The organism is Neobacillus citreus (genome assembly GCF_018343545.2).
Classification (GTDB): Bacteria; Bacillota; Bacilli; order Bacillales; family Cytobacillaceae; genus Neobacillus; species Neobacillus citreus.
Genome location: NZ_JAGYPE020000010.1, coordinates 1 through 17,210, shown reverse-complemented (window position 1 = coordinate 17,210; position 17,210 = coordinate 1). Strand labels below are relative to the sequence as shown.

The 17,210-nt window shown below is 38.2% G+C and carries 22 protein-coding genes and 1 pseudogene; 7 read left to right on the top strand and 16 right to left on the bottom strand.

The features are described 5' to 3' along the window. Positions 1 to 76 precede the first annotated feature (76 nt). Entirely contained in the window at positions 77 to 1,429 is a 1,353-nt protein-coding gene (gene brnQ, locus KHB02_RS07780; RefSeq protein ID WP_213140069.1) for a branched-chain amino acid transport system II carrier protein, read from the top strand. 36 nt (positions 1,430 to 1,465) lie between these two features. Here brnQ and KHB02_RS07775 read toward each other — a convergent pair whose 3' ends face one another. Continuing rightward, positions 1,466 to 2,299 (bottom strand): SPL family radical SAM protein, encoded by an 834-nt coding sequence (locus KHB02_RS07775; RefSeq protein ID WP_213140068.1) that lies wholly within the window; start codon positions 2,297 to 2,299, stop codon positions 1,466 to 1,468. A 608-nt stretch (positions 2,300 to 2,907) separates the two neighbouring features. On the opposite strand from KHB02_RS07775, the gene KHB02_RS07770 reads away from it, so the two are divergent. Further along, on the top strand, positions 2,908 to 3,141 hold the full coding sequence (locus KHB02_RS07770; RefSeq protein WP_213140067.1) for a hypothetical protein: 234 nt from the start codon (positions 2,908 to 2,910) through the stop codon (positions 3,139 to 3,141). A gap of 69 nt (positions 3,142 to 3,210) precedes the next feature. On the opposite strand, the gene KHB02_RS07765 is transcribed toward KHB02_RS07770, so the two are convergent. From KHB02_RS07765 to KHB02_RS07720, 10 genes are all read right to left on the bottom strand, one after another. Beyond that, positions 3,211 to 4,113, bottom strand: coding sequence for a redoxin domain-containing protein (locus KHB02_RS07765; protein ID WP_213140066.1), 903 nt, complete (start codon positions 4,111 to 4,113; stop codon positions 3,211 to 3,213). Positions 4,114 to 4,188: 75 nt separating this feature from the next. Further along, a complete protein-coding gene (locus KHB02_RS07760; RefSeq protein ID WP_213140065.1) occupies positions 4,189 to 4,965 on the bottom strand; it encodes a sulfite exporter TauE/SafE family protein in 777 nt (258 codons plus the stop codon). 48 nt (positions 4,966 to 5,013) lie between these two features. Further along, entirely contained in the window at positions 5,014 to 5,373 is a 360-nt protein-coding gene (locus KHB02_RS07755) for a rhodanese-like domain-containing protein (protein WP_213140064.1), read from the bottom strand. Positions 5,374 to 5,458: 85 nt separating this feature from the next. After that, positions 5,459 to 5,830: a rhodanese-like domain-containing protein gene (locus KHB02_RS07750; protein WP_213140063.1), complete on the bottom strand. Its 372-nt coding sequence runs from the start codon at positions 5,828 to 5,830 to the stop codon at positions 5,459 to 5,461. Positions 5,831 to 5,959: 129 nt separating this feature from the next. Then, a complete protein-coding gene (locus tag KHB02_RS07745; RefSeq protein WP_213140062.1) occupies positions 5,960 to 6,343 on the bottom strand; it encodes a DUF302 domain-containing protein in 384 nt (127 codons plus the stop codon). 331 nt (positions 6,344 to 6,674) lie between these two features. Beyond that, positions 6,675 to 7,802, bottom strand: coding sequence for an MBL fold metallo-hydrolase (locus KHB02_RS07740; RefSeq protein ID WP_213140061.1), 1,128 nt, complete (start codon positions 7,800 to 7,802; stop codon positions 6,675 to 6,677). A 39-nt stretch (positions 7,803 to 7,841) separates the two neighbouring features. Next, positions 7,842 to 8,420, bottom strand: a complete 579-nt coding sequence (locus KHB02_RS07735) for a sulfurtransferase TusA family protein (RefSeq protein WP_213140060.1) — start codon at positions 8,418 to 8,420, stop codon at positions 7,842 to 7,844. Between the two features lie 43 nt (positions 8,421 to 8,463). Continuing rightward, the gene (locus KHB02_RS07730) at positions 8,464 to 8,760 is read right to left on the bottom strand and encodes a rhodanese-like domain-containing protein (RefSeq protein ID WP_213140059.1); all 297 of its coding nucleotides are present in this window, start codon (positions 8,758 to 8,760) and stop codon (positions 8,464 to 8,466) included. An 11-nt stretch (positions 8,761 to 8,771) separates the two neighbouring features. After that, positions 8,772 to 9,251 (bottom strand): DsrE/DsrF/DrsH-like family protein, encoded by a 480-nt coding sequence (locus tag KHB02_RS07725; protein WP_213140058.1) that lies wholly within the window; start codon positions 9,249 to 9,251, stop codon positions 8,772 to 8,774. Between the two features lie 53 nt (positions 9,252 to 9,304). Further along, on the bottom strand, positions 9,305 to 9,532 hold the full coding sequence (locus KHB02_RS07720; RefSeq protein ID WP_213140057.1) for a sulfurtransferase TusA family protein: 228 nt from the start codon (positions 9,530 to 9,532) through the stop codon (positions 9,305 to 9,307). Between the two features lie 390 nt (positions 9,533 to 9,922). Here KHB02_RS07720 and KHB02_RS07715 point away from each other — a divergent pair, with 390 nt between their 5' ends. Then, positions 9,923 to 10,909, top strand: a complete 987-nt coding sequence (locus tag KHB02_RS07715; protein WP_241113769.1) for an MBL fold metallo-hydrolase — start codon at positions 9,923 to 9,925, stop codon at positions 10,907 to 10,909. A 96-nt stretch (positions 10,910 to 11,005) separates the two neighbouring features. Continuing rightward, positions 11,006 to 11,260 carry a DUF2533 family protein gene (locus tag KHB02_RS07710; protein ID WP_213140056.1) on the top strand — a complete coding sequence of 85 codons (255 nt, stop codon included), beginning with the start codon at positions 11,006 to 11,008 and terminating at the stop codon, positions 11,258 to 11,260. A 47-nt stretch (positions 11,261 to 11,307) separates the two neighbouring features. Here the strand turns inward: KHB02_RS07710 and KHB02_RS07705 are convergent, their stop codons facing one another. After that, positions 11,308 to 11,967 carry a response regulator transcription factor gene (locus tag KHB02_RS07705; protein WP_213140055.1) on the bottom strand — a complete coding sequence of 220 codons (660 nt, stop codon included), beginning with the start codon at positions 11,965 to 11,967 and terminating at the stop codon, positions 11,308 to 11,310. Continuing rightward, the gene (locus tag KHB02_RS07700) at positions 11,954 to 14,107 is read right to left on the bottom strand and encodes a sensor histidine kinase (protein ID WP_213140054.1); all 2,154 of its coding nucleotides are present in this window, start codon (positions 14,105 to 14,107) and stop codon (positions 11,954 to 11,956) included. The genes KHB02_RS07705 and KHB02_RS07700 overlap by 14 nt, the downstream gene beginning before the upstream one ends. A gap of 185 nt (positions 14,108 to 14,292) precedes the next feature. Here KHB02_RS07700 and KHB02_RS07695 point away from each other — a divergent pair, with 185 nt between their 5' ends. After that, complete coding sequence (locus KHB02_RS07695) at positions 14,293 to 14,985, top strand: hypothetical protein (protein ID WP_213140053.1); 693 nt, start codon at positions 14,293 to 14,295, stop codon at positions 14,983 to 14,985. Between the two features lie 44 nt (positions 14,986 to 15,029). Here KHB02_RS07695 and KHB02_RS07690 read toward each other — a convergent pair whose 3' ends face one another. Both KHB02_RS07690 and KHB02_RS07685 read right to left on the bottom strand, forming a co-directional pair. Continuing rightward, positions 15,030 to 15,515 (bottom strand): MltG/YceG/YrrL family protein, encoded by a 486-nt coding sequence (locus KHB02_RS07690; protein WP_213140052.1) that lies wholly within the window; start codon positions 15,513 to 15,515, stop codon positions 15,030 to 15,032. Continuing rightward, the gene (locus tag KHB02_RS07685; RefSeq protein ID WP_213140051.1) at positions 15,505 to 15,885 is read right to left on the bottom strand and encodes a hypothetical protein; all 381 of its coding nucleotides are present in this window, start codon (positions 15,883 to 15,885) and stop codon (positions 15,505 to 15,507) included. Before KHB02_RS07685 ends, KHB02_RS07690 begins: the two co-directional genes overlap by 11 nt. A gap of 204 nt (positions 15,886 to 16,089) precedes the next feature. Here KHB02_RS07685 and KHB02_RS07680 point away from each other — a divergent pair, with 204 nt between their 5' ends. Further along, a complete protein-coding gene (locus KHB02_RS07680; protein WP_213140050.1) occupies positions 16,090 to 16,374 on the top strand; it encodes a ferritin-like domain-containing protein in 285 nt (94 codons plus the stop codon). Between the two features lie 68 nt (positions 16,375 to 16,442). Next, a complete protein-coding gene (locus tag KHB02_RS07675; RefSeq protein ID WP_213141239.1) occupies positions 16,443 to 16,790 on the top strand; it encodes a spore coat protein in 348 nt (115 codons plus the stop codon). Positions 16,791 to 16,849: 59 nt separating this feature from the next. Here the strand turns inward: KHB02_RS07675 and KHB02_RS07670 are convergent. After that, positions 16,850 to 17,210 (bottom strand): annotated as a pseudogene (locus KHB02_RS07670) (RDD family protein); the annotation flags it as partial.

Genomic DNA, 17,210 nt, shown 5'->3' with positions numbered 1-17,210 from the left:
AGCAATCAATCCATGATAGCCAATTATTCTAAACGATGTTAAAATAAATGAAATTCATCTAGAAGGAGCAACATGCATGCATCAAAAAATATCATTTTCAACATACGCAGTCATTGGTACAATGCTGTTTGGTATGTTCTTTGGGGCAGGAAACCTGATCTTCCCTATTCAGATGGGACAGGTTGCCGGTACTAACTTTTGGCCAGCTTTAATTGGTTTTCTTGTAACAGCAATTGGTTTGCCATTTATGGGGATCTTGGCATTCGGGCTATCCGGAAGTAATGGACTTCGTGAATTAGCAGGTCGGGTCCACCCGAAATTTGGAGTCGTCTTCGCCATGGCTCTATACTTAACCATTGGACCTTTTTTTGCGATTCCACGTACAGCAACAGTACCTTTCGTAGTCGGTTTCGAACCATTTATTAATCCAGAGCACGCCAGCTTATATCTTGGGCTTTTTAGTTTCGTATTTTTTGCCATTGTCTATTATTTCTCATTAAATCCTGCGAAAATTATTGACTATATTGGAAAATATCTAACACCTGCATTTTTAGTATTTTTATTTTTATTAATTATTATCGCAATCGTCAAACCTATGGGACGATTTGGAGCACCAACGGGTGATTACAGCCAATTGGCCTTTATTACTGGTTTTAAAGAGGGTTATAACACGATGGATGCCCTTGCTTCATTAGCATTTGGTATTGTTGTCATCAATGCTATTAAAGGACAAGGAATCACCGACACGAAGACAATTGCAAAAGCAACTTGGAAATCAGGCATTTTCGCTATGGCACTAATGATGCTGATTTATGGCCTCATTACGTATATGGGGGCATCAAGCATATCTGCCATCGGTACATTCGATAATGGTGGATTAATCTTTGCTAAGGTAGCCAATCATTACTTTGGCGAATTCGGTGCGATTCTCCTTGCTATTATTATTGTTCTAGCATGTTTAAAAACAAGCATTGGGCTCATTACCTCATGTAGCGAATTTTTCAATAGTGTTTTTCCAAAAGTAAGCTATAAAATGTTCGTACTTATCCTAAGTCTTGTGTCATTTATAATCGCCAATTTTGGCTTAAATAATATTATTCAATACGCTGTTCCAGTATTAATGCTATTATATCCTTTGGCGATTGTTCTGATTTTGTTGACGCTTAGCTCATCATTATTTAAACATAAGCAAAGTGTATATGCAGCGTCTATGTTTCTTACTTTTTGTGTGAGTTTCTTCGATGGATACAGCACGTTAGTTGGAAGCTTACCCGGAGCGACCATTTCTTTATTCGAAGCTATTAAAGCTTCGTACATTGAATATTTACCGCTTTATAGTATTGGTCTAGGATGGATATTACCAGCAGTGGTTGGTGCGATTATCGGCTATTTCTGGCCAATGGGTTCCAAAAAAGCTGTAGTTCAATAATACAATAAGACCACCCAGTAAAATGGGTGGTCTTATTTATTTTAGGAAAGCTTCACTTTTAGAAACTCTTATCATTTCACTAGGAAAATATTTTTTAAAAAAGTTTTCGACCCTTACATGTAAATTTTTTTGATACCAATCTGATAATCCGTGCTCTTCAAATACAGCCGGCATTCCTAACCTCGCCGAGCGCTTTCCCATCAAACCATCACCAATACTAAGCGTATCAATCCAAATATGATCCACCCTGCTATCCAAAACTTTTGGGAAATCCGGGGTAAATGGCAAAACGGGAGAAATCGAGGCTTGGGTGGATATTCCGGCATCGTGAACTTCTTTTAACGCTTTTAACCGCAATTTAATTCCAGGTGCATATGGTGCAAAGATTTGCTTTACATCTTCCCTATCTGTTTCAATCGTCATGGAAACAAGGGTATTACATTTGTCCTTTAATTTTAACAATAAATCGATATCTCTTGTGATGAGTGGGCTCCGTGTTTGGATTTGAAGAAAATCAGGCGGGTTTTCCAGCATTTCTTCCAGTATGGCCCGTGTAATACCTGCTTTTCGTTCCATTGGCTGGTACGGATCTGTTGCAGAAGACATAAAAATATTCACCGGTTTGTTATTCTTGCGAATTTTTATCATTTCATTCCGGTAATTCTCCGCTGCATTTGTTTTAATGTCTAACCATTCTCCCCATGGAATTCCTTTAAATCGTTGCATAGGCATTTCCCTTACATAACAGTACCTGCACGAAAAGGCGCAGCCACTATATGGATTCAATGAATGTGTAAACCCAACATCCAAATACCCATTTGCCGCTGTAAGGATTTTCTTAGCAAATGTTTCTTTCGTATTGATCTCCATACGCGTTTATTTCTCCTCCCTTCACTCCAGTGTATCAACTTATCTCCAGCTCCTAAACATTCTGTTCCATTAAGTTGATAAGTTCATGTCGATAAAAACAAAAAAGACCTAGATAGGTCTTTTCTACTAACAGCATGCACCCGTATTGCCAATCAAAGAAATGCCTTTTCCATCTCCGCTTCGGTCTATGGTTAAGCCTTCTGTATTAGGTTCAATGATTGGGTCGATTGCGACTGTGATTTCGTTTATTGTGACGATTATATCGTCTGCATCCGGCTCATCCAGAGCCAGTCCAATTCTTGGCTCACCTCAGCCATAGCCTTCAAAAAAGATACGAATGTTGTTGGCATTCTCTTCCTTGAACACTTGTTTTAACAGATCACGAGCTTGGTCTGTGATGTTCATGTTCATTTCCTCCTGTTTCATAATCACCTTTTTATTTTAACCTATCGCGGTGTTAGAAAGTAATAAAATGCTTAAAAATTTGACGATAATGTGTTTACTTTTCTAAAGTTTACTAACTTGTCAAAATTACCCCGCTCCGTATAATAAAAACCGTTATAAAATAGAATTGTAGAAATTAATATACTGCTAAGGAGGAAAATGAAATGAAAAAAATAGCCACAAGTGCTCTTACCATCATTTTGTTACTGGGATTAGGAACTGGCGTTTTAGCGGCCAGTGACCAGATTGCATGCAAGGTGGGAGATTTCAAAGAAATGCTCCCGATGATGCAGGAAAAACACCCGCAGCTAAGTGAAAAACAATTAAAAGAAATGCATAAAGATTGCGTAACTCAAATGAAAAAAGAATCAAGTACTAATTGTATGATTAACAATTAATTTAAAAAAGCACGTTCTAAGAAGAAGGCTCCCGCTTAGAATGTGCTTTTATTTTCAATAGCCTAGTATTTATTTCATGCCATTAATCAAATCTGTCATCATCTCTTTATCCATTGGACCAACTATTCTTTTATGAATGATCCCATTTGTATCGATGAAATAACTTGTTGGAATCGTAATGGCATGATATACGTCAGCTATTTCTCCGCTTTCATCAAGTAAGACAGGAAAGGTTAAGCCGTAATCCTTCACGAACTGTTCTACCCTATCTGGATTCTTCTCTGATGTGGTTAGATTTACAGCAACAATTTCAACATCTTTCCCTTTTTGTTCCTGATAGAAATCTTTCATATGAGGCATTTCCGCTTTACATGGCGGACACCAGGTTGCCCATAGATTTAAGATTACCTTTTTCCCTTTAAAGTCAGACAGTTGAACTTGTTGCCCCTCTATATTCTCCAATTGGAAATTGGGAGCTTTATTTCCTTCTTTTATTCCAATTTCATCAGAATTTTGGTGCACTGTCTGCCCTTCTTGTACAGTTTTATCAAGCTTGGTTCGTGAGAAAGCAAAATCATACATTGTCCATCCAATCAGCCCTGATAAAGCAGTTACTGCTAGGATTTTTTTGATAAGCGGATTGGGAATATTTATTTTTCGTCCTTTGAAAACGAAATAGATAAGGGACCCAATCATGGCAAGAATCAGACCCTTGCTTCCTCCAGTAAAATATAACAAGGATAATGGACTTTTCATCACAATCGATGGTTCGAGAATGATTAGACTTCCCTTCCAAATAAAAAATCCTAAAATAAGTGTATTTACCAACAAATCAAATACCCTCTTATGTAACTCCGCTTCATGTGTTTTGCTTACCCAAAATTTGATGACGAAGAGGCCAATCAGTAAACCAACCCCGAGAAGTAGCCATTTTACCGAAATAGCTAGTGAACCAATTTGTATTACTTGCATAGCGCCCTCCTTTTTATAGCTTTTACTTATTATACTATAAGGGGTATATAAAAAGGGCTTAATAAGCCCTTTTTATCATAAAATTTCCATCCACGTCTTCACTGCAGTGGCCAGGATTAAAACCCCCATGATTACCTGCAAAACCTTAGTATTCACTCTTTTTCCGGCATTTGCCCCTATTGGAGAGGCAAAGAGACTGGCTGCTACCATGATGATTGAAGGTATAATTGGCACTTGTCCCGTAGATATTTTTCCGGTGACTGCACCGATTGATGAAATAAGTGTAATGGCCAAAGATGAGGCGATCGTCATTCTCGTTGGTATTTTTAGCACGGTAAGCATAATCGGCACCAATAAAAATGCCCCTCCTGCACCGACAATACCAGCGCCAATTCCTACAATGAAAGCAAACAAAGCAGCAAGCCATTTGTTAAAATTCACTTGATCTAGCGGAATATCATCTACGCCCTTCTTAGGTACAAACATCATAATCACGGCAATTAACGCTAAAATACCATATACGATGTTGATTCCGCTTTCCGGCATATGAGTGGAACTGAATCCCCCAATAAAACTTCCTAGTAAAATACTAATGCCCATATAAGCGATCAATGTTTTATTCAAAAATCCACCCTTGCGGTAAGCCATTACACCGCCAATTGTGGCGAAGAAGACTTGGATGGCTGTAATTCCGGATACCTCGTGTGCTGAAAAATGGCCAACACCCAATAGAGCAGGAATATACAACAACATCGGGAAATTGATAATGGCGCCGCCTATTCCCAACATCCCTGATATAAAAGAGCCGACGAAGCCAATTAGGAAAAGCGTAATGAGTAAACTGATATCCATGATGTCCTCCTTTTTAGGAAAGTGACCTCTAATCGGAAGCCTTTATTGTTAATGCCAAGCACTCATACCGCCTCTAACATTAGTTACTTTATAACCCAAATTTTTTAATTGTTTACTTGCTTTTTGGCTTCTCATGCCACTTTGACAGATCACAACCACTTCTTTTTCTTTCGACAGTTCTTTCTCAGCTTTCTGTGCTAGTTGGTGGAGGGGAATATTTTTGAAGCCTTTGATATGGTTTCCTTTAAACTCTCCTGGTGTTCGGACATCAACAAACTGTTTGTTATTATCATTTAAGATTGAATTTAACTCCGCAGTTGTAATATGCGTAACACCTTTTATTGGCAGGAACCGTTTAATGATAAAGATTATAAATAAAGCAATGATGATGTAATTTAAATATTGCATGGAAACCTCCTAATATTTTATACCTATATGGGTATTTGGATTTATAAAAAAATATGAAGATCTACTCTTTCTCATTAAAATTAATTTAACAGCATTTTTCTATTGTGTTTTTCTTTAAAATAAATTTGTTTGGTTTAACAATGGTATAGTTTACAACCTTAAAACCCTTTTTCCTTAAAAAACGTATTCCCATATTTTTTTCAAGAAAATTGGAAGCTACTAAGTAAATCTGCCTTTTGGGAATTTCATTAAAATGTCGTTCAAGGTAAGCTATGGGGATATTTGTTGCTCCTTTGATTTGATTTTTATCAGATTCATTATAGTCTCTGACATCTAGTAAAGAAACTTCATCTAACTGAAGATCCTTTAAATGACCCGATGAAACACCAAATACCGGGAAATATCTTTTATACACAATATAGATAAATACTAGTATAGGTAAAATCAAAAATTTCATTTAGACCCTCCAATTCAAGAACAGCACTGACATCCTTTTATGTTATACCCACAAGGGTATTGTGTCAATGATTTTATTTGTATTGGAAATAGGAAGCCTCGTTGATCGAGGCTCTTTTTGTCATCCAATTTAAATACTGTTCTTTATGCAATTTATTAAGCGATCTTCTATGTCACCTGCAAATTGTTTCATCTTATCATCTTGTAAAAGACTAATAAGTGCTGTTGGTTTAGGCATGCCAATTTTTGTTTTTCCTTGGCTTTCATAAACAACAATTTTACACGGCAAAAAATATCCAGCCATTTCATTATCAGTTAACACTCTTTGCGCCTCGTGTGGGTTGCACACCTCCAGCACCTTAAATTCTTTATCGAACTCCAGCCCTTTTTCCTGAAGCTTTTCCTTGATATCAAACTTCCACAAAACACCAAACTTTTCTGTCTTTAGGTTTTCCTCCAAAGCTTGAATGGCCTCATCCATATTTTTATCTGTAACTACCGTATAATCAAACATTCGTTTCTGCCTCCTTCTGTTTTTCTATTTCCGTTTTTAACCCACCACGTACAGTATTCCATATTTTACATTTAACAATTACCAAGAATCAAAAGAAAGAGCATGACCTTAAAATGTCACACTCTTTAGAAAAAGAATCACATAAACGCTTTATATATTAGGTAAATGGCTCCTGCCAGGAGCCAAACTAACGTGCCTGGTCATATAGGTATCGGTTGTTTAACCTGTTTACCATTTCCGGAAACATTAGTCCTGCTAATTCCTCAAGATCCAGTTGTGTTGCAATCGTTTATTTGCTTTTTGTCCTCATTCAAAGTTAAAACACCTCTTTTTATCGAACCGCACAACGGTTAGGACCGATTTCCATTTCCCTCTGCTGGTCAATATCCGGATTGATTTTTCCCATATTGGTTTCACGGATTTCCTGATACGCGTTTGGCTGCGGCGGCAGGTTTTCCGTTACCATCTTTCTGAATTCATTTTCATCCTCTATATTAAGGCCATGGTTTTTGGCAAACAGTACTCCTAATTTTTCTGATACACTGCCATCTTCGTTTAATTCGTCAATAATCATAAAATGGGCCGGAAGAACAACCAGTTCTTCTGATAATTCTTTATATCGATTATATAGAGTTTCTCTTAAATCGCCAACCCAATCTTCTGCCTTTCCAGCAAGGTCAGGACGTCCGATTGAATCGATGAATAAAATGTCACCTGAAAGCAGGTATTTGCCATCCACAACAAAGGAAGTGGAACCGATGGTATGACCAGGAGAATATAGGGCGTTGATATCAATTGTTGTACTTCCGATTGTCACATGATTACCATCTTCTAACGGTTGATATTCGAACGTAACTTCCGTTGCATCCTTTGGAGGCAGCCAGTACGTGGCGCCTGTTGTCTCGGCAATTTTGCGGCCGCCAGAAATATGGTCAGCATGAAGGTGTGTATCAAACACATGAGTAATGTTTGCTCCGATTTCTTTGGCGAAATCAAGATAAATATCGGTCATCCTAGTTGCATCAATCAGCGCTGCTTCGCCGCCCGAAACTACCATGTAAGACAAACAGCCTTTACCAATTCGAACAAATTGATATAGATCCCCTCCATCAGTTAAGTCTCCAACTTTAACAGGCTCTAGATGCTCACTCCAAGTTTTCATGCCACCTTGTAGGTAAGAAACATCGAGGCCAGCATCAGATAGCATTTCCGCGACCATAACGGAAGACCCTTCTTTCGCACAAACGACTAATACTTCTTGATCAGTCGGGATACTGTCTAGAATTTCTTCTACACCATCAAGTAATTCGAAATATGGAATATTTAAGTACTGGAAGTTGTCACCCTCAATTTTCCAATCTTGAAAGTCAGACTCATTACGGACATCGAAAATAAACAGTTTTTCTTTGTTAAAAACTTTTTTCGTTACTTCCTTTGCTGTCATCACAGTTACTGTCATCCTCTATTACCCCCTAAGGTATATTTTTCCCTAAAAAAATTAATTATTTAATCCGGTTGTATTTCCTGTCCATTTACTCATACCGGGTATGACGTTCATTACCTTTTTAAACCCTTGTTCCGCTAATTTTTGAGCAGCAAAATCACTGCGGCTTCCAGTCCGGCAAATTACGTAAATTTCATTTTCTCTATTTAACTCAGATAAACGCTCATCTAATTCATCTAAAGGAATTGATAAAGCCTGTGGAATATGGTTAAACACGTATTCTGCCGATTCTCTTACATCAACTAAAATAATATTGTCATTGGCAGAAGCAAGTTTCTTTTCAAGATCTTCGTTATTTATGACATTTGGATGTTTTTTCTCAATTGTTTCATCATTTGAAGATTTTCTCAGGTAGTGCTTTAACACGCCACCTTCTTCAATAGTCCCCAAATATTGGTGGCCAGTGCTTTCAGCCCAAGCTTTCATATCTGCTTTTGAGCCTTTATCGGTTGCTAACACTTCGATAACTTGCCCTGCTTCAAGGTTATTCATTGCTTTTTTCGTTTTCACGATGGGCATTGGACATGCCAAGCCCTTAGCATCTAATACGACATTTGCCTTCATGTTTGTCATGATTGTCCTCCCGTTTTACCTGCAAGGGTATTTATTGAAAAAATTATTCCACTTTACCTTCCCAAGCCAGCATTCCGCCGGCCATGTTAATAACGTTAAAACCGTAGCTTTCGAGAAATTGACTGGCACGGCCGCTTCTTCCACCGGAACGGCAAACCATGATATACTCTTTTGATTTGTCTAACTCATGCATCCGAAACTCAACCAGACCTAATGGCATATTGATGGCACCAGGAATTTTGCCGGCCTTCACTTCATCTACTTCGCGAACATCAATAATGTTTAATTTTTTTCCTTGGTTTAGTAAGTTTTCTACTTCTTTTGCAGTAATTTCTCTCATTGCGCATCCCCCTATATAAACAGATTTACATTACCATCTTCGGCATCTGCCAAATACGCAGCCACTCCTGCATATTCGATGTGATCCATTAGCTCCTCTTCCTTTAGCCCCAATAAATCCATTGTCATTGTACAGGCAACAAGTTTTACATCCTGTTCTTGGGCCATTTCAATTAATTGCGGCAGTTCCAGGGCATTATGTTTCTTTATTACATCCTTGATCATTTTCTGACCGAATCCAGCGAAGTTCATTTTAGAAAGACCCATTTTATCAGCGCCTCTTGGCATCATCTTTCCAAACATTTTCTCCATAAAGCCTTTTTTCACAGAAATAGTTTCATCCTTGCGGAGAGCGTTCAGCCCCCAAAATGTGTGGAAAATGGTGACTTCATGATCATATGCCGCAGCCCCATTTGCAATAATATAAGCTGCCATTGCTTTATCGTAATCGCCGCTGAACAAGACAATCGTTGTTTTTTTCTTTTCTGTCATTGTAAACCTCCTGTTATTTATACCTGCAAGGGTATCTTAATGGATAAAAAAATTTATCCTTTTTTAATCCAAAACTTTAATACGCCATTTTCTTCTTCAAAATTTAATACTTCGTGTCCACCAGACTTGGCCCATGCTGTTAGGTCATTTTTTGCACCTTTATCTGTTGTATGGATTTCCAACACTTGACCTGATTCCAACTCATTCATTGCCTTTTTTGTTTTTACGATTGGCATTGGACATGCAAGTCCTTTTGCGTCTAAAACCTTTGTAATATTCATTAAAGAATGCCTCCCTGTTGTCTATTTAATTACCTATATGGGTATTATTATTTTATTTTGAAAAATAAAAGAGGGCATTAACCCTTTTCAAATTCATATTTGCTTTCGAACAATATTGATTCTATACCCTAATAGGTATATTGTCAACATATTAATTTTAAAAAAACTCACTTTCAATTAAAGGAAAAGAAAGTGCGTTTTCTTTTTAACGTTTTTATTTTTTTTGAACCCAAAATTTAATGACTTTATCATCTTGTTCTGTTTTTAAAATGGTATTTCCGATACATTTACTATACATCTTTTAGAATTTTTTGTATAATATGAATATTATCGTTTTAAACAAACGTTCAAAAAATATATATTATTTAAAATTTGATTGAGATTAGTGAGGTGTACATTTTGTTAGATATAAAAAAGGACTGCAGCTTGGTCATACCGATTTCGAATCCGGAGAAGCTTGGAGGGTTAAAAACGGTCAATTTTTTTCTTGTTAAACAAGAAAAGTCGTTATCATTAATCGATGCTGGGTATAATACCGACTCGCATTGGGAGGCACTAAACCTGGCATTGAATCAAAATGGCTTGGTTTTACAGGATTTAACCGAAATAATTTTAACACACCATCATATTGATCATGTTGGTTTGGTAGACAGAATTGTCGATGCCCATCCCATTCCCGTATATGCTTCTCCCCTTTCCATTCCCCGCTTAAAAAGAGACAAAGATTTTATGGAGCTGCGGGTTGAATTTTTCGAAAAGCTTTATTATGAAATGGGATGCGGGGAAACCGGTGAGAAACAAATTGCTTATTTAAAGAAAGCCTTACTGCGTAATAAGGGTAAAGCAATGCGTGCAGAAATTACAGCAATAACAGACAATGAATTCCTTGGTTTTACTATTTTGGAGGTCCCTGGACATTCCCCTGATCAGTTGGCATTTTTGGATCAACAAAGAAAGCAGTTATTTGCCGGCGATTTATTAATTGAACACATTTCAAGTAATGCCATTGTTGAGCCTGATGAAAACGGAAGTAGATTGCCGACCATTAGTCAGCAGATTGATTCCTTAAATAAATGTGCAGCTTTCCATATTGATTCTGTTTTCCCTGGGCATGGAGCGGTCATTCAAGATCCGAAAGCACTTATTCATAAGCGATTAGAGCGGATTGAAGAAAAATCTGAGCTCATCTTGAGATATATCCAATCCGGTCATTCTACAGCCAATGAAATTGCGCAGGTATTATATAAAAATACCTATAATGAACAATTTTCTTTAGTTATGTCGGAAATTATCGGCCATCTGGATTATTTGGAAGCGAAGAAGAAAGTAACAATGAAGAAACTGCAGAGTATTTGTCACTACCACGTTACAGTATAGCCTTACCTTAGGTAAAAAGTACACTCAGTTAAAATACTAGTTTAGCATCTAAAAGGATGATATTATTGATATATCGTCTTTTTTAGGAGTGAAAACATGAGTGTACATAAGGATTTAATCAAGCATGCAGAAAATCAGAATAAATCGTATCAGGAGTTTTTGGCTCTAGATCAGCAGCGGGAAATGTATATTGAAGAAGCAGTTGAATTATGCAAACAAGGTAAACCCTTTTCTACTTATAAAATTAATGAAGTAACAAATAGAATGAATAAGATAAATTTACGGATTATATCAATCAGAAAAAATGTTACACCTGAAATGGTACAGGAGTATGTGAATAAATTACGTTAGCCACAAAAAGACACTTTCCCAACAAGTGAAAAGTGTCTTTTTGTATCTTAATCCTCGTCCTCTCTCCCTAGCCGTGATTCCTTTACCAATTCGATCGCTTCCTCTCGGTCAGCCACTTGAAGTTTATTTAAGATGTTTGTGACATAATTAGATACTGTTTTTCCGCTTATATTTAACTTCGCGGCTATCCCAGAATTGTTCAAGCCATCAGCCATTAGGTAAAGCACCTCCCTTTCTCGTTCCGTCAGATCAGGAAAAGCCTCCTTCGGTGCTGCGGGGCGTGCCATCGAAAAATAGTCAATCATTCTCGAAGCGATTCCCGGGCTAAAAATAGCCCCTCCATTCCCCACTGTTTTAATCGCATTTAATAAATCGTCTTTCTCCGCATCTTTTAGGACATAACCTTTTGCCCCAGCCTTCATGGCTGCAAAAACAGAATGATCGTCCTGAAACATTGTTAATATTAAGATTTGAGTATTTGGATTATCTTTCATGATCTCTCTGGTTGCTTCGATTCCATTGCAGCCTGGCATTCTTAGGTCCATTAGGATAACATCTGGCTCCAATTTTTGAGCAAGCTGGATTACTTCTTCTCCAGATGTCGCTTCACCCACAACCTCTATTTCTGGTGTTGTCATAAAGAGTGTTTTCACACCATGCCGAAATAATGGATGATCATCAGCAATTAGGATTTTAAGCTTTTTCATCTCTCTCCCCCATATTATCGGAATTTACCGGTAAAGATACAGCTATCGTTGTTCCGCCGTATTTATTTGTCTCAAGCAGGAAACTACCGCCCAGTTCATTTACTCTTTCTTTCATTGACCCGATTCCAATGCCTCCATTAATGGAATCTCTTTTTCGTGATGTAAGGAGTCCAATCCCGTCATCATCCACATTTATCTGCAATCCTTTTCCATTTGCAGAAATACTAATAATGCAGTTTTTTGCTTTAGAATGCCTTACTACATTAACAATCGCTTCTGTCGTGACACGAAAGGCAGCAACCTCTACTGCAGCGGGTAAAACAGTCATAGTTTCGGGTACGTTCAATGTAAAGCTGATTTTTTCCGAATTGCTAAAGGACAACGCCTTTATTTGCTCATGAATGGCCCCAATCAAGCCCATCTCATCCAATGTTGGCGGACGTAAGTCATAGACCAGGCTGCGAATTTCTGAAACAGTCTGGCGTATAGTGCTACGCAATTCCCCTAGTATTTCTCGAGTGGCATTCGGATTACTTTCGACCAGGTCTTCAGCTGCTGCGGCAGTTAAGGCAAGTGCAGCGAGCCGTGGTGCCAGCCCATCATGAAGATTGCTTCTAAGCTTCCTTCTTTCTTCCTCTCTAGCCAAAACAAGATTTTCCCTAGATTCCTGTAAATCAGCAGCCAGAAGCTTTAAACTAATGGAAGCTTTTGCGCTATGAACAACGACGCTTGCTTGGCGGACAAGCATATCCAAAAATTTTCGGTCGGAAACAGTGAGCGCTTCACTAGGTGAACGTGGTGATAGTTTCAAATCGCCCATTTCTTCTCCTCGATATAGTAATTTGTACGTTAGTGGAATCCCTTTATCATTGCCTTCCTCTGCCGTCATAATCACCTTTCCATCTTGATACACGGAAAGTGAGGCATATGGAAGCTTAAGCGAATCTCTGATTGTCTTCACTACCAAAGATAATACGGAATCAGGCTCCATAGGGTTTTCCAGTTCCTGTGCCAACCTAAGCAGGACAGAGTATGGGTCGTCATTTTCCCCATACATCCTTCTGTTAATAAATCGTTGGACCCTTTGCTTTATCGGAGAAAATAAAACCGCCACGATCCCTGTCGCAATTAGGGAACTGATTAAATGGCTATTCGTTTGCAGCAGTAACCCGGAATACCAAACAGCCAGGACATAAAATATAACCGTACTCGCTGTCATGATCCCATATACTAGTGTACGATTGACGATGATATCAATGTCCCAGAGACGATGCTTCATCATCGCTATCAAAATAGCAGCTGGAATCAGAATCATGAAGGTGTGAACCGCAATTTCTATATAATACAATTGATATGGGTCTGAAGATATTGATTTTTCCGTACTTACAAAAATGGCGGTCACGCTAAATAATCCAACAAGTGCCATGACCACGCCGTAAACTACCCATTTAGCTTGCTGTTTTTCCAACGGCGCCATTACATATCTGTAGCGGTATATCTGTACAAAAAGAAGACTGCCAATCCACAGAATAAACCAAGAACCAAATCCCCATAGCTTTGATACATACTCTAAATCAACATATGTATCTGGAAAAATCATTCCTGGAACACGCAAGATGATGAGCAGAAAACAAAGGTATTTGGACCATTTCGGAGCAAATCTTCCATTTGGAAACAGAAAAAAGAAAAGGATAAAAGCTGCCATGCCGCCTGCTCCAATTATATTAACCACATAAACCAATAACGGTGAACTGAGTTTTATCCCCTCCATTATTGGTGTAAAGGTTCCTCCCAATGAAACAAGCATAAAACTCCCAAGCATCCCCATAAGCTCAGTTGATTTTTTCCAAAATAGAATCAATCCCGCCGTAATAAATACGATACCAAACAACACATAAATGCTAACATATGCAAATGAGTATTCGGATGGACTTATTCCTTGAACCGCAAGCCACTTGGTCCCAGGGGGAGGATTATAAAAAGCTTCACAGGATTTGCTAATACATTGGTCTTTTATATAGTGATAATAGACTGGGATACTTATTGTAAAGAGGATTATAGTAAGCAAAATAAATGTTAACAATCCCCACTTTGTATAGACATTCCATTTTGCGTTGGATTGATTTTGAGAAGCTTTCATGATTATAACGCTCCTGTTCATCTATGATAGGAAAATTGTAGCAAAAATCTGATTTTTCTGTAAATAATTATTTTTATTCCCTTCCGATTTCCTTGTTTTCGGGAAAAAAACCCTCTATCGGCCGGGAATTAGTGGGATGGTATGATTCATGTGAAGATAATTAAATCAAACAGGAGGAATGAAAAATGAGTATTCCAAAGGGATATCTTAAGTTTAGCGGGATCATGTTATTGTTAGGGGGAATTATGGGATTTACGGGACAATTAATTCATTTGGGTGATGTTCCTGAATCGGTAAAAGATATTCCCGATTTCCTAAAAAGTGCTGTCAATATTCACGTTCTTTTAGCCTATGCATCTACGTTTATTTTAATGGGGCTGCCTGCATTATTTTTAAAACAGTCTTCTGGATTGAAATGGTGGGGCTGGCTTGCCTTTCCTCTTCTCTTCACCGGTTTGATGCTTGAAATTTTTCATGGTCCAGTTCAAATTATTGCCTATCCGATTATCTTTGATTTCGTTCATACTTCAGCAGACCTTCAGCATGTCAGCGATCTTCTTAACAATATGGCTGTTGATAAATATCCCCTTCAGCTGGCTATTTTCATCCCACTCGTTCCAGGAATTCTTTTAGGTCTATTATTGTTGGGTATATCTTCATTAAAAGCAAAAGTTTTACCGAAAGCGCCAGCTATCTTTCTCTTAGTTGTATTGGCCATTCAAATTGTCAGCTTTATCGTTCCAGTTCATATTCACTTGCTTGAGATTTCTTTCGCCTATATTCATCTAGTCTTTGTATGGTTTGGCGGTGTCTTGGCATTTAATAAATCAAAATCTCTTGCTAGCCATAATAATGAGATGATTCAAATCGAAAAATAGTGTTAAAAAAAGACACCTTCCGATTGGAAAGTGTCTTTTTTCTTCTAATGAAAAATAGCCGCTATGATTTGGTCATATGACATCCCGCTATCAACAGTATATGTACCTGGTCGTAATTTGTTTTGCAGTCCTCTCGCCTCGATATCTTTTGAGAATTGGAAAGCATCAGGAACAAGATTAGCTGATACTAGCATTCTCCCGACATCAATGCTTGTCATGCCGTCTGCAACATTAATGACTGCTTGTGATACATTTTGCTGCTGTGCATCCGCTGGAGGGGCAGCCTCTTGTTGAGCCGTACCGTTTTTCGCGGCATCTAGATTTTTGTTATACTCATCTTTTGTTTGCACAATATATCCTGCGTCGGTAAGCTGCTTTTTCATTTCATCCTTTGATACAGAAGCCTGATTTGATGCTGGCTGTCCTGCCGCCTTTGAAACATGGCTGTCACTTGAAAAATAAGCAATGGTGCAGATACCTGTCGCCAATAGAAGACCCGCTGAAAAACTGCTGATTAGGTTAACCTTCATTGGCAACCAGTCTCCCTTCAGCTTGTGATGATTGGTAAACAGCGATAATCTGCTTGACTTCATTTTCGGAAACCTGTTTTTGTTGAGCAATGCTATCAATGGAGTATTGGCGTCTGTATAAGTCTAGTACTTCACGTTTTAATACCTTTTCCTCCGTGGATAGCTGAACTCCCGTCTCTTTTGTGACAATTTCCAAATCAATTTCCATGTTGCGAAGCGATTCTTGCATCCCATTTATTTCTTTCATCACAGATATATGAACAAGGTCAATTTCTTTATGGTTTTTCTTAGCAGTTTGCCGTTCTTTCAGGATTGAGAATATCAGCAGCAAAATGGATACAACAAACAAAATGGTTAATGTCCATTCCATTAAGACAGTCTCCTTTCACATTCTATTAGTATCACAAGTTCTTATTATACATCCCAAACCTATATTTTTCGACTCCTATTTTTCAAACACAACAAAAGTCGCATGGATTTGACAAAAAGCGCCATGCAAAGAGATATTTACATAAAAAAAAGGAAAATAGTTCATTATAAATATGAATTGATATGAATTTTGAAAGGAGATTTTATGGTGCAAACCAATCAAGTACCGATTCCCGAACCGCCTCAGGCGATCACAACCAAAGATCTTATGTATTTAAAAGATGCCATGTCTTGGGAGCTTCTCGCATTTAAAAAGCTACATTTTTTAGCTGAGCACGCAACTAATCAGGATGTTAAGCAAGCTCTCGACCAAGCAGGGCAAATGCATCAAAAGCACTATCAAAAATTGCTGTCTCATCTACAAGTTAATAATAATGCTGTATTATCCAGCATGCAAAATGCGCAGCAGCAACAACAGCAAATGCATTAGAATGGAGGTATTTAAAAGTGCAAAACCAGCAAATGCCACAGAATCAACAAATGCAGCAAGGTCAGCAAATGCAGCAGTCTCAGAATCCTAACCAGATTGCCAATCCACAAACAGGCCAATTACCGAAAGTAAAAGGTCCAGAAATGAACGATCGTGATTTTTTAAATGATGCACTAAGCACCTGCAAATATATCACAGACAGTTTAAACATTGCCGTACGTGAAGCAAGCCATCAGCAGCTGCATGCCGATTTATTGCAAATGTTAAATGAAACTCACCAGAGCAGCCGGGAGTTTTTCCAACTGATGTTCCAAAATGGATGGTATAAACTTGAGGCTGAGGAACAGCAGAAGGTTAATCAAGCCCATCAGCAATTTAGCAATTACTCAAGCCAGTTTCCGTACCCGCTTCAATAGAATAGTCATCGGCATAAATAAACGGGCAGCGCGATCACTGCCCGTTTCCTGTTACTTATTTAAAGTTCAAACTCCCATTCATCACGTAAATGCAAGTAAAGTAACAGGAGCAAGTTTTCAAGTTCTATATCACTGTGTCCAGTTGCTTCCACACCGATTTTTGGAAGCATAATCTCAGCAATTTGCCCGGTTAGTTGGTTCCGCTCTGTAACTGGAAGCTGGACAAAGCGATCGGCATATGTTCGAATTAACTTCCAGTCCTTCATTCCTAACGATCTTAGCGCCCATTCATCGAAGATTAAATCGTCTTTGGAAAGACCCCTATTTTGAATTTCTTTCACAATTCCAGATGGCTTTTTCTTAGCTTTAGTACCCCGTTCATGAACCACAACCGTCCCAGCAACTAGGTCACCTAGTCGC

Excerpts from the sequence above, each read along its gene's own strand:
- KHB02_RS07700 (WP_213140054.1), bottom strand. The coding sequence starts at position 14,107 with ATGAAAGCTTCTCAAAATCAATCCAACGCAAAATGGAATGTCTATACA.
- KHB02_RS07690 (WP_213140052.1), bottom strand. The coding sequence starts at position 15,515 with ATGAAGGTTAACCTAATCAGCAGTTTTTCAGCGGGTCTTCTATTGGCG.
- brnQ (WP_213140069.1), top strand. The coding sequence starts at position 77 with ATGCATCAAAAAATATCATTTTCAACATACGCAGTCATTGGTACAATG.
- KHB02_RS07765 (WP_213140066.1), bottom strand. The coding sequence starts at position 4,113 with ATGCAAGTAATACAAATTGGTTCACTAGCTATTTCGGTAAAATGGCTA.
- KHB02_RS07750 (WP_213140063.1), bottom strand. The coding sequence starts at position 5,830 with ATGAAATTTTTGATTTTACCTATACTAGTATTTATCTATATTGTGTAT.
- KHB02_RS07755 (WP_213140064.1), bottom strand. The coding sequence starts at position 5,373 with ATGCAATATTTAAATTACATCATCATTGCTTTATTTATAATCTTTATC.
- KHB02_RS07725 (WP_213140058.1), bottom strand. The coding sequence starts at position 9,251 with ATGACAGAAAAGAAAAAAACAACGATTGTCTTGTTCAGCGGCGATTAC.
- KHB02_RS07685 (WP_213140051.1), bottom strand. The coding sequence starts at position 15,885 with ATGGAATGGACATTAACCATTTTGTTTGTTGTATCCATTTTGCTGCTG.
- KHB02_RS07705 (WP_213140055.1), bottom strand. The coding sequence starts at position 11,967 with ATGAAAAAGCTTAAAATCCTAATTGCTGATGATCATCCATTATTTCGG.
- KHB02_RS07760 (WP_213140065.1), bottom strand. The coding sequence starts at position 4,965 with ATGGATATCAGTTTACTCATTACGCTTTTCCTAATTGGCTTCGTCGGC.
- KHB02_RS07730 (WP_213140059.1), bottom strand. The coding sequence starts at position 8,760 with ATGAGAGAAATTACTGCAAAAGAAGTAGAAAACTTACTAAACCAAGGA.
- KHB02_RS07675 (WP_213141239.1), top strand. The coding sequence starts at position 16,443 with ATGCAGCAGTCTCAGAATCCTAACCAGATTGCCAATCCACAAACAGGC.
- KHB02_RS07735 (WP_213140060.1), bottom strand. The coding sequence starts at position 8,420 with ATGACAAACATGAAGGCAAATGTCGTATTAGATGCTAAGGGCTTGGCA.
- KHB02_RS07710 (WP_213140056.1), top strand. The coding sequence starts at position 11,006 with ATGAGTGTACATAAGGATTTAATCAAGCATGCAGAAAATCAGAATAAA.
- KHB02_RS07680 (WP_213140050.1), top strand. The coding sequence starts at position 16,090 with ATGGTGCAAACCAATCAAGTACCGATTCCCGAACCGCCTCAGGCGATC.
- KHB02_RS07720 (WP_213140057.1), bottom strand. The coding sequence starts at position 9,532 with ATGAATATTACAAAGGTTTTAGACGCAAAAGGACTTGCATGTCCAATG.
- KHB02_RS07740 (WP_213140061.1), bottom strand. The coding sequence starts at position 7,802 with ATGACAGTAACTGTGATGACAGCAAAGGAAGTAACGAAAAAAGTTTTT.
- KHB02_RS07775 (WP_213140068.1), bottom strand. The coding sequence starts at position 2,299 with ATGGAGATCAATACGAAAGAAACATTTGCTAAGAAAATCCTTACAGCG.
- KHB02_RS07770 (WP_213140067.1), top strand. The coding sequence starts at position 2,908 with ATGAAAAAAATAGCCACAAGTGCTCTTACCATCATTTTGTTACTGGGA.
- KHB02_RS07695 (WP_213140053.1), top strand. The coding sequence starts at position 14,293 with ATGAGTATTCCAAAGGGATATCTTAAGTTTAGCGGGATCATGTTATTG.
- KHB02_RS07745 (WP_213140062.1), bottom strand. The coding sequence starts at position 6,343 with ATGTTTGATTATACGGTAGTTACAGATAAAAATATGGATGAGGCCATT.